7 protein-coding genes are annotated in these 9,114 nt (G+C 67.8%); 5 read left to right on the forward strand and 2 right to left on the reverse strand.

Annotated features, from left to right (window positions below; genetic code table 11):
- Window positions 1-19 precede the first annotated feature (19 nt).
- Window positions 20-3,463, reverse strand: a complete 3,444-nt coding sequence (putA, locus tag CVM50_RS18985; RefSeq protein WP_085888936.1) for a bifunctional proline dehydrogenase/L-glutamate gamma-semialdehyde dehydrogenase PutA — start codon at window positions 3,461-3,463, stop codon at window positions 20-22.
- Between the two features lie 148 nt (window positions 3,464-3,611).
- Between putA and CVM50_RS18990 the strand changes: the two genes are divergently transcribed.
- On the forward strand, window positions 3,612-4,079 hold the full coding sequence (locus tag CVM50_RS18990) for an Lrp/AsnC family transcriptional regulator (protein WP_085888937.1): 468 nt from the start codon (window positions 3,612-3,614) through the stop codon (window positions 4,077-4,079).
- Between the two features lie 79 nt (window positions 4,080-4,158).
- On the opposite strand, the gene CVM50_RS18995 is transcribed toward CVM50_RS18990, so the two are convergent.
- The gene (locus CVM50_RS18995) at window positions 4,159-4,920 is read right to left on the reverse strand and encodes an IclR family transcriptional regulator domain-containing protein (protein WP_085888938.1); all 762 of its coding nucleotides are present in this window, start codon (window positions 4,918-4,920) and stop codon (window positions 4,159-4,161) included.
- A gap of 115 nt (window positions 4,921-5,035) precedes the next feature.
- Between CVM50_RS18995 and CVM50_RS19000 the strand changes: the two genes are divergently transcribed.
- From CVM50_RS19000 to CVM50_RS19015, 4 genes are all read left to right on the forward strand, one after another.
- Window positions 5,036-5,749 carry a 3-oxoacid CoA-transferase subunit A gene (locus CVM50_RS19000; RefSeq protein ID WP_085888939.1) on the forward strand — a complete coding sequence of 238 codons (714 nt, stop codon included), beginning with the start codon at window positions 5,036-5,038 and terminating at the stop codon, window positions 5,747-5,749.
- Entirely contained in the window at window positions 5,736-6,410 is a 675-nt protein-coding gene (locus CVM50_RS19005) for a 3-oxoacid CoA-transferase subunit B (RefSeq protein ID WP_085888940.1), read from the forward strand. Before CVM50_RS19000 ends, CVM50_RS19005 begins: the two co-directional genes overlap by 14 nt.
- Window positions 6,411-6,597: 187 nt before the next feature.
- Window positions 6,598-7,794 carry a 3-oxoadipyl-CoA thiolase gene (gene pcaF, locus CVM50_RS19010; protein WP_085888941.1) on the forward strand — a complete coding sequence of 399 codons (1,197 nt, stop codon included), beginning with the start codon at window positions 6,598-6,600 and terminating at the stop codon, window positions 7,792-7,794.
- 210 nt (window positions 7,795-8,004) lie between these two features.
- A complete protein-coding gene (locus tag CVM50_RS19015) occupies window positions 8,005-9,114 on the forward strand; it encodes an S-(hydroxymethyl)glutathione dehydrogenase/class III alcohol dehydrogenase (RefSeq protein WP_100148409.1) in 1,110 nt (369 codons plus the stop codon).

The following is a 9,114-nucleotide window of genomic DNA, read 5'->3' on the forward strand; positions in this document are numbered from 1 at the left end:
CAGGGAAGGGAACAGGAGCCTATTCCCCCGCGCCGGCGAGCAGGGCGGCATTGCCGCCGGCGGCCGTCGTGTCGACGCACAGATGCCGCTCGTGCAGGGCATGACCGCGGTCCGGCAGGCCGGTGACCAGCGGCAGGATCGGCCCCTTGCGGGCGGCCAGCGCCCGGGTGAAATCACGCGCCGCCTCCGCGTCGCCCCACCAGAGCGCACCGCTGAACCCGTCGAGATCGGTCAGCGCCGTGGCATCGGGCACACCGCCCGCCGCCAGCGCCTGACCACCCAACGCCTCGACCGCGGCGACCTGCGCCGCCTCGGCCTCGGCCCCCGGCCCCATGCACAGCAACGGCGCACGGCGGAAGGCGGCCAGGCGGTTCAGCTCGCCGGTCGGACCGGGCAGCAGCTCCTCGTTGACCAGCTCACCCTCGCGACCGCCCTTCAGCTTCGCCGCGATGGCATCGGCGCTGACCGGGCCATCCTCGGTGCCAGCATGCGGCGCGGGCGCGGCGCGGAAACGGTCGAGGTAGTTCGGCCCGCCGGCCTTCGGCCCGGTGCCCGACAGCCCTTCGCCGCCGAAGGGCTGGGAGCCGACGATGGCGCCGATCTGGTTGCGGTTGACGTAGAGGTTGCCGGCATGGATCGCATCCGTCACCTCCTGCACCCGGGTGTCGATGCGGGTGTGCAAGCCGAAGGTCAGGCCATAGCCCGTGGCGTTGATCCGCGCGATCACCTTGCCCAGGTCCTTGCCCTTGAAGGTCGCGACATGCAGGACGGGGCCGAAGATTTCCCGCTCCATCTCCTCGATGCCGCCGACCTGCAGCAGGGTCGGGGCGATGAAGGTGCCGCCGTGGGGCGTGTCCAGCGCATGCAGCAGCCGGCCCTCGGCGCGGGCGGCCTCGATGTACTCGGCGATGCCGGCCCGGGCCTCCTCGTCGATCACCGGTCCGACGTCGGTCGACAGATACCAGGGGTTGCCCACCGTCAGCTCGTCCATGGCGCCGCGGATCATCTCGATCATCCCGGGTGCCACGTCTTCCTGCACGTAAAGGCAGCGCAGGGCGGAACACCGCTGGCCGGCCGACTGGAAGGCGGAGGCGACGATGTCGCGCACGGCCTGTTCGGGCAGGGCGGTGCTGTCGACGATCATGGCGTTCAGCCCGCCGGTTTCCGCGATCAGCGGCGCGCCGGGGTCCATCACCTCGGCCATGGCGCGACAGATGGTCTGCGCCGTTTCGGTCGAGCCGGTGAAGGCCACGCCCTGCACCTTCCCGGATCCGGTCAGCATGGCGCCCACCCGGCCATCGCCGGGCAGCAGTTGCAGGGCGGAGGCCGGCACCCCGGCCTCATGCAGCAGACGCACGGCCATGGCGGCGGTCAGCCCGGTCTGCTCGGCCGGTTTCGCCAGAACCCCGTTGCCCGCGGCCAGCGCGGCGGAAATCTGGCCGGTGAAGATCGCCAGGGGGAAGTTCCAGGGGCTGATCGCGGTGAAGATGCCGCGCGCGGCATCCTCGCGCCGAGCGCCCTCATTGGCGTAGTAGCGCAGGAAATCCACCGCCTCGCGCAACTCGCCCACCGCATCCAGCAGCGACTTGCCCGCCTCACGCGCCAGCACGGCGAAGAAGGGGCCGAAATTCGCCTCGTAGAGATCAGCGGCGCGGCGCAGCACCTCGGCGCGCTCCTCGGGGGTGGCATCCCAGGGCGCGGCCGCGTCGATGGCGGCCGTCACGCAGGCCTCGTCGGCCTCGGTCACCTGGGCGACGACCGTGCCGTCGGCGGGGTTCAGTACGTCGCGCGCGGTGCCGCTGGCGGGACCCACGGTGATCGGCCCGGCGTCCGGCACGGTGATGTCGCGCGCCGCTTCGATCATGCTGAGGGTGCGGGCATCGGTCAGGTCGAACCCACGGCTGTTCACCCGGCCTTCGCCGAAGATCTCGGACGGAGCGACCAGCCCCGCCGGGGCATGGGCCTCGGGCAGGTCGGCAAAGGGATCCCGGGCGATCTCCTCGGGGGAGACCTCCTCGTCGACGATCTGGTTCACGAAGGAGCTGTTGGCGCCGTTTTCCAGCAGGCGCCGCACCAGGTAGGCCAGCAGATCCTTGTGTGCGCCCACGGGGGCGTAGATCCGGCAACGGCCCGGGCCGCCGTGATCCTTGGTGCCCTTCATCACGATGTCATGCAGGCGTTCGCCCATGCCATGCAGGCGCTGGAACTCGTACTTCTCGTCCCCCGCCATCTCCAGGATCGCGGCAACCGTGTGCGCGTTATGAGTGGCGAACTGCGGATAGATCCGGTCGGCGCGCTGCAGCAGCTTCTTGGCGTTGGCGATATAGCTGACGTCCGTCGCCACCTTGGAGGTGAAGAGCGGGAAGTCGGGCAAGCCTTCGACCTGGGCCAGCTTCATCTCGGTGTCCCAGTAGGCGCCCTTCACCAGGCGCACCATGATGCGGCGGTCGTATTTCGTCGCGGTCTTGTAGAGCCAGTCGATGGTCTGGCTGGCGCGCTTGCCATAGGCCTGCACCACCACGCCGAAGCCGTCCCAACCCGCCAGGGCCTCGTCACAGATCACCGCCTCGATCACCTTCAGCGAAATCACCAGCCGGTCCTGTTCCTCGGCGTCGATGTTCAGACCCATGCCGGCGGCGCGCGCCTTGCGGGCCAGTTCGCGCACCACGGGCACCAGTTCGGCCATGACGCGTTCCTCGTTGGCGACCTCGTAACGGGGGTGCAGGGCCGACAGCTTGATCGAAATGCCGGGATTGTCCTCGACCGACCCATGGGTGCAGGACTTGGCGATGGCGTCGATGGCGTCGGAATATTCCCGGGCATAGCGCGCCGCATCGGCAGAAGTCATCGCGGCCTCGCCCAGCATGTCGTAGCTGTAGGTGAACCCCTGCTCCTCTCGGGTCCGGGCGCGGTCCATGGCCTTCTCGATGGTCTGGCCCAGCACGAACTGGCGGCCCATCTCGCGCATGGCGCGGCCCACGGCGGTGCGGATCACTGGCTCGCCCAGGCGTTTCACGGCGCCGCGCAGGGTGGCCGCCATGCGCGGCCCCTCGTCATCCAGCACGCGCCCGGTCAGCATCAGCGCCCAGGTGGAGGCATTGACCAGCGGCGACGACGCCCGCCCCATGTGGGCGGACCAGTCGCTGGGGGCGATCTTGTCCTCGATCAGCGCGTCGATGGTCAGCCGGTCCGGCACCCGCAGCATCGCTTCGGCCAGGCACATCAGCGCCACGCCCTCGCGGGTCGACAGCCCGTATTCCCCCAGGAAATGCTCCATCAGGGTGGGTTTCTGCGTCGTGCGGATCTTGCGCACCAGATCGGCGGCGCGGTGAGAGATCATCGCCCGGGCCTGCTCGCTCAGATCGGCCTCGGCGGCGAGGGCGGCGATCAGCGGCGCTTCGGCGGCATGTTTGGCCACCCCTTCGAGGGCGTCGAAACGCGGCGTTGCGGTCTGGTCCTGCATGGTCGTCTCCCTTCTGTGATCCCCTTGGCGGGCGGTCGCCGGGCACGTCCCGGGTCAGGGCTGTTGTATCGACTTCGCGATAGTCCTTTCGCCCAAAGATATGCCATGATGGCGGCGATAGAACTTTTCTTCGAGGTATTGGCAGGCGATGCGCACATCAAACCTGGATTCGACGGATCGCAAGATCCTGCGTGAACTCACCGGAAATGCCCGCATCCCGGTGGCGGAGCTGGCGCGCAAGGTCGGCTTGTCGAAAACACCTGTTGCGGCCCGTCTGAAGGCGCTGGAAGACAGCGGTGTCATCACCGGCTACCGCGCCACCTTGTCGCCCCGGAAACTGGGCCTGACCCATGTCAGCTTCGTCGAGGTGCGCCTGGACGATACCCGCCCAGCGGCCCTGCAAGCCTTCAACGCGGCCGTGCGCCGCGTGCCCGAGATAGAGGAATGCTACATGATTGCAGGGGGATTCGACTACCTGCTGAAGGTGCGGTCCCAGGACATGGCCGATTACCGCCGCGTCATGGGGGAAGAAGTCAGCACCCTGCCGCATGTCACCTCCACCACCACCTTCGTGTCGATGGAAGCGGTGGTCGAAGGCAGCAGCCCGGCGTTGTGAGGGGTTAATCCCAACCTCTTCACGCACCCTCTGCTCTTCGCCGATGAGACCCCAGCTAGGAAGGCCCACGGGCGATCCCCTAGCGCAGCACGCGCTTTAACTCGGCCTGAAGGCGATGCAGGGCAGGCAGGTAGCGGGTGGGGATGTCGTCAACGGGCGTGTCCCGCACCGGCAGGCCCAGGTTCAGGGCGGCGACGGTGCGGCCGTGGGCATCCTCGATGGGCACGGCGATGGAGCGCAGGCCGATCTCCACCTCCTGGTCGATCACCTCGTAGCCCTGCGCCCGGACCACCGCCAGCCGCGCCATGAGGGCCTCCGGGTCGGTCTGGGTCAGCGGTGTGCGCGGCGCGAGGTCCATCGCGGCCAGCCGCGCCCACGCCTCGGCCTCGGGCAGGGCGGCCAGCAGGACACGCCCCATCGAGGTGCAATAGGCTGGCAGGCGGGATCCGGGCATCAGGGCGATGGACATCACCTTGCGCTGTGCGGCGCGGGCCACGTAAACCACCTCGCCCTCGTCCAGCACCGAGACCGAGGAGCTTTCGCCCAGTTCCTCCGACAGCTGATCCAGCCAGGGTTGCACCATCTGCGCCAGGGGCAGGGTGGCCAGGCAGGCGGTGCCCAGGCGCAGGACCCGGGGCGTCAGGGTGAAATACTTGCCGTCATGGGCGGCGTAGCCCAGCTCGGTCAGGGTCAGCAGGCAGCGCCGCGCGGTGGCGCGGTCCAGCCCCGTCGCCTCGGCCACGTCGCTGATCGACTGGCGAGGGTGGTCGGCGGTGAACCCCTCGATCACCCGCAGCCCCTTGGCGAGGCCGGAGATCATGTCGCGTTGGTTCAGGGCCATGGAGCCTCCCGCCGGGGTTTGTGCGCTATCCGTACAAAGAGAGCATAGCGCACAAACCCCGTGGACGTCGATCCCTGTCGGGGCGTATGACTTGCGCCAGCAAAGGAGGATCCGCATGGACAAGAGACTCCCCGGCCTGAACGAGGCCGTTTCCGGGATCAAGGATGGCGCCACGGTGATGATCGGCGGCTTCGGAGGATCGGGAAACCCGATCGAGCTGATCCACGCCCTGATCGACGCCGGCCCCAAGGACCTGACCGTCATCAACAACAACGCCGGCAACGGCAAGATCGGCATCGCGGCGATGATCGACGCCGGCATGGTGAAGAAGATGATCTGCTCCTTCCCCAAGTCGTCCGATCCGCGCGCCTTCACCGACCGCTACATGGCCGGTGAGATCGAGCTGGAGCTGGTGCCCCAGGGCACGCTCGCCGAGCGGATCCGCGCCGGAGGCACGGGGATCCCCGCCTTCTATACTCCCGCGAGCTATGGCACCGAGCTGGCCGAGGGCAAGCCGACCGCCGAGTTCGACGGCAAGCACTACGTGCAGGAACGCTGGCTGAAGGCCGATTTCGCCCTGATCAAGGCGGAGCTGGCCGATCATTTCGGCAACCTGACCTACCGCATGGCGGCGCGGAACTTCTCCCCGCTGATGGCCGCGGCGGCGGCGACGACCATCGTGCAGGCGACCAAGGTTGTGGAGCCCGGCGGCATCGACCCCGAGCAGGTGCACACCCCCGGCATCTTCGTCGATCACGTCGTCGAGGTCGCCGATCCGCAGCAGGAAGAGGCCCTTATCCGCGCAGGAGTTGAATATGAGCGAGCTTAAGCTTTCCAACGCCCAGATCGCCTGGCGCGCGGCGCAGGACATCGAGGATGGCGCCTACGTCAACCTCGGCATCGGTTTCCCCGAGATGGTGGCGCAATACACCGTCGACGGCCGCACGCCGGTCTTCCACACGGAAAACGGCCTGCTGGGTTTCGGCCCCGCGCCGGAGCCGGGCAGCGAGGACTGGGATCTGATCAACGCCGGCAAGAAGGCCGTTACACTGAAACCCGGTGCGTCCTTCTTCCACCACGCCGACAGCTTCGGCATGGTGCGCGGCGGGCATCTGGACGTGGCCATTCTGGGCGCGTTGCAGGTGGCGCAGAACGGCGACCTGGCCAATTGGCGCGTCGGCAACAAGGGTGTTCCGGCCGTGGGCGGCGCGATGGACCTGGTGCATGGCGCGAAACGCGTGGCCGTGCTGACCGACCACGTCACCAAGAAGGGCGACCCGAAACTGGTCGATGCCTGCACCTTCCCGCTGACCGGGGTGGGCTGCGTGACCCGCGTCTACACCTCGCTGGCGGTTGTGGACATCGTGGACGGCCATTTCGTGCTGCGCGAGAAGCTGGCAGGGATGTCCATGGACGATCTGCAAGCCGTCACCGGCGCGCCGCTGCACACCGAAGGCGACGTGGCCGATCTGGTGGTGCCAGAGCTTTGACAACCGGGGCGGGGTAGATCCCGCCCTTCGGACAATCCATGGGCGGCGCCTTCGTACAGAGGGCGGCGCCCGGCCCGAGGGTGGGTGCATAGCGCCCGCCCTGTGGGGCGGGTCGGGCTCTGCCCGGCGGTGCCCGACGGGCGGAACACATGGCTAGGGACACGCCCTTGAGCCCCAGGAGGATCACATGACCGACGTTTATATCTGCGACTACATCCGCACCCCCATCGGCCGTTTCGGTGGCACGCTGGCCACCGTCCGGGCCGATGACCTGGGCGCCCTGCCGCTGAAGGCCCTGATGGAGCGGAACACCGCCGTCGATTGGGAAGCCGTCGACGACGTGATCTTCGGCTGCGCCAACCAGGCGGGCGAGGACAACCGCAACGTGGCCCGCATGGCGGCGCTGCTGGCCGGTCTGCCGGTCAATGTCACCGGCACCACGATGAACCGCCTCTGCGGGTCCGGCATGGACGCCATCATCACCGCCGCCCGTGCCATCAAGGCGGGCGAGGCCGACCTGATGATCGCCGGCGGCGTGGAAAGCATGTCCCGCGCGCCCTTCGTCATGCCCAAGGCCGAAACCGCCTTTTCGCGGAACAACGCCGTCTACGACACCACCATCGGCTGGCGCTTCGTCAACCCGCTGATGAAGAAGCAGTACGGCGTGGAATCGATGCCCGAAACCGGCGAGAACGTCGCCGAGGACTTCAACATCTCGCGCGAAGACCAGGACAAATTCGCCCTGAACAGTCAGGAAAAGGCCGCCGCCGCCATCGCCAATGGTCGCCTGGCACAGGAAATCGTGCCCGTCACGATCAAGCGCCGCAAGCAGGACGACCTGATCTTCGACACCGACGAACACCCCCGCGCCTCCACGCTGGAAAAGCTGGCCAAGCTGCCGACGCCCTTCCGTGAGGGTGGCACGGTGACGGCGGGCAATGCCTCGGGCGTCAATGACGGCGCGGCGGGTCTGATCCTGGCCTCCGCCGAGGCGGCGAAGAAACACGGGCTGACCCCGATCGCCCGCGTGCTGGGCGGCGCCACCGCCGGCGTGCCGCCGCGGATCATGGGCTTCGGCCCCGCGCCCGCCTCGAAGAAGCTGATGGCGCGGCTGGGTCTGACCCAGGAAGACTTCGCCGTGATCGAGCTGAACGAGGCCTTCGCCTCCCAGGGCCTGGCCACGCTGCGTGACCTCGGGATTGCCGACGATGACCCGCGGGTGAACCCCAACGGCGGCGCCATCGCCCTGGGCCACCCGCTGGGCATGTCCGGCGCGCGCATCACCGGCACCGCCGCGCTGCAGCTGAAGTCGGGCGAGAAGTCCCTGTCGACCATGTGCATCGGCGTCGGCCAGGGCATCGCCGTGGCGCTTGAGGCCGTCTGAGCTATCACGCGATAGACCATAACTATCAATGACTTGCGGCGTCTCCGCCCCGGGGACGCCGTTTTTCGTCCCGCCTGTGCCGCATCGCTGCGCCATGTCGCGGGCAGCGCGCGAAGCGTCGCAATCGTCTGCCCTTCTCTTCGTTTCTGGTCTTTCCCGACATGCCGACCTGTGGTTTGTGAAGACATCCCCATTACGGAGCGAGCTACCATGAAAACCCGTGCAGCCGTCGCCTTCGAGGCGAAGAAACCTCTGGAAATCGTCGAGCTCGACCTGGAAGGCCCGAAGGAGGGCGAGGTCCTGGTCGAGATCATGGCCACCGGCATCTGCCACACCGACGCCTACACTCTGGATGGTCTCGACAGCGAAGGCATCTTCCCCTCCGTTCTGGGCCACGAAGGCGCCGGCGTCATCCGGGCCGTGGGTCCGGGCGTGAAATCGGTGAAGCAGGACGATCACGTCATCCCGCTCTACACCCCCGAGTGCCGCCAGTGTAAATCCTGCCTCTCGGGCAAGACCAACCTGTGCACCGCGATCCGCGCCACCCAGGGCCAGGGCCTGATGCCCGACGGCACCTCGCGCATGTCCTACAAGGGCGAGGCGATCTACCACTACATGGGCTGCTCGACCTTCTCGAACTTCATCGTGGTGCCGGAGATCGCCGTGGCGAAGATCCGCGAGGACGCACCCTTCGACAAGGCCTGCTACTGCGGCTGCGGCGTGACCACGGGCGTCGGCGCCGTGACCAACACCGCCAAGGTGACGCCCGGTTCGAACGTCATCGTCTTCGGCCTGGGCGGCATCGGTCTGAACGTGATCCAGGGCGCCCGCATGGTCGGCGCGGACAAGATCATCGGCGTGGACCTGAACGACGCCAAGGCCGACTGGGGCCGCAAGTTCGGCATGACCGATTTCGTGAACCCCTCGAAGATCGACGGCGACATCGTGCAGCACCTGATCGCCATGACCGACGGCGGCGGCGACTACACCTTCGACTGCACCGGCAACACCATGGTGATGCGCCAGGCGCTGGAAGCCTGCCACCGGGGCTGGGGTGTGTCGACCGTGATCGGCGTGGCCGAGGCGGGCAAAGAGATCTCCACCCGTCCGTTCCAGCTGGTGACGGGCCGCGTCTGGAAGGGCTCCGCCTTCGGCGGCATGAAGGGCCGCACCGAGGTGCCGAAGATCGTCGACTGGTACATGAACGGCAAGATCGAGATCGACCCGATGATCACCCATGTCCTGACACTGGAAGAGATCAACAAGGGCTTCGACCTGATGCACGCCGGCGAGAGCATCCGCTCCGTGGTGGTCTTCTGA

This window comes from Pseudooceanicola marinus (genome assembly GCF_002786295.1).
Taxonomy (GTDB): domain Bacteria; phylum Pseudomonadota; class Alphaproteobacteria; order Rhodobacterales; family Rhodobacteraceae; genus Pseudooceanicola; species Pseudooceanicola marinus.

Coding starts and splice junctions, on each gene's coding strand:
- putA (WP_085888936.1), bottom strand. CDS start 3,463: ATGCAGGACCAGACCGCAACGCCGCGTTTCGACGCCCTCGAAGGGGTG.
- CVM50_RS18990 (WP_085888937.1), top strand. CDS start 3,612: ATGCGCACATCAAACCTGGATTCGACGGATCGCAAGATCCTGCGTGAA.
- CVM50_RS18995 (WP_085888938.1), bottom strand. CDS start 4,920: ATGGCCCTGAACCAACGCGACATGATCTCCGGCCTCGCCAAGGGGCTG.
- CVM50_RS19000 (WP_085888939.1), top strand. CDS start 5,036: ATGGACAAGAGACTCCCCGGCCTGAACGAGGCCGTTTCCGGGATCAAG.
- CVM50_RS19005 (WP_085888940.1), top strand. CDS start 5,736: ATGAGCGAGCTTAAGCTTTCCAACGCCCAGATCGCCTGGCGCGCGGCG.
- pcaF (WP_085888941.1), top strand. CDS start 6,598: ATGACCGACGTTTATATCTGCGACTACATCCGCACCCCCATCGGCCGT.
- CVM50_RS19015 (WP_100148409.1), top strand. CDS start 8,005: ATGAAAACCCGTGCAGCCGTCGCCTTCGAGGCGAAGAAACCTCTGGAA.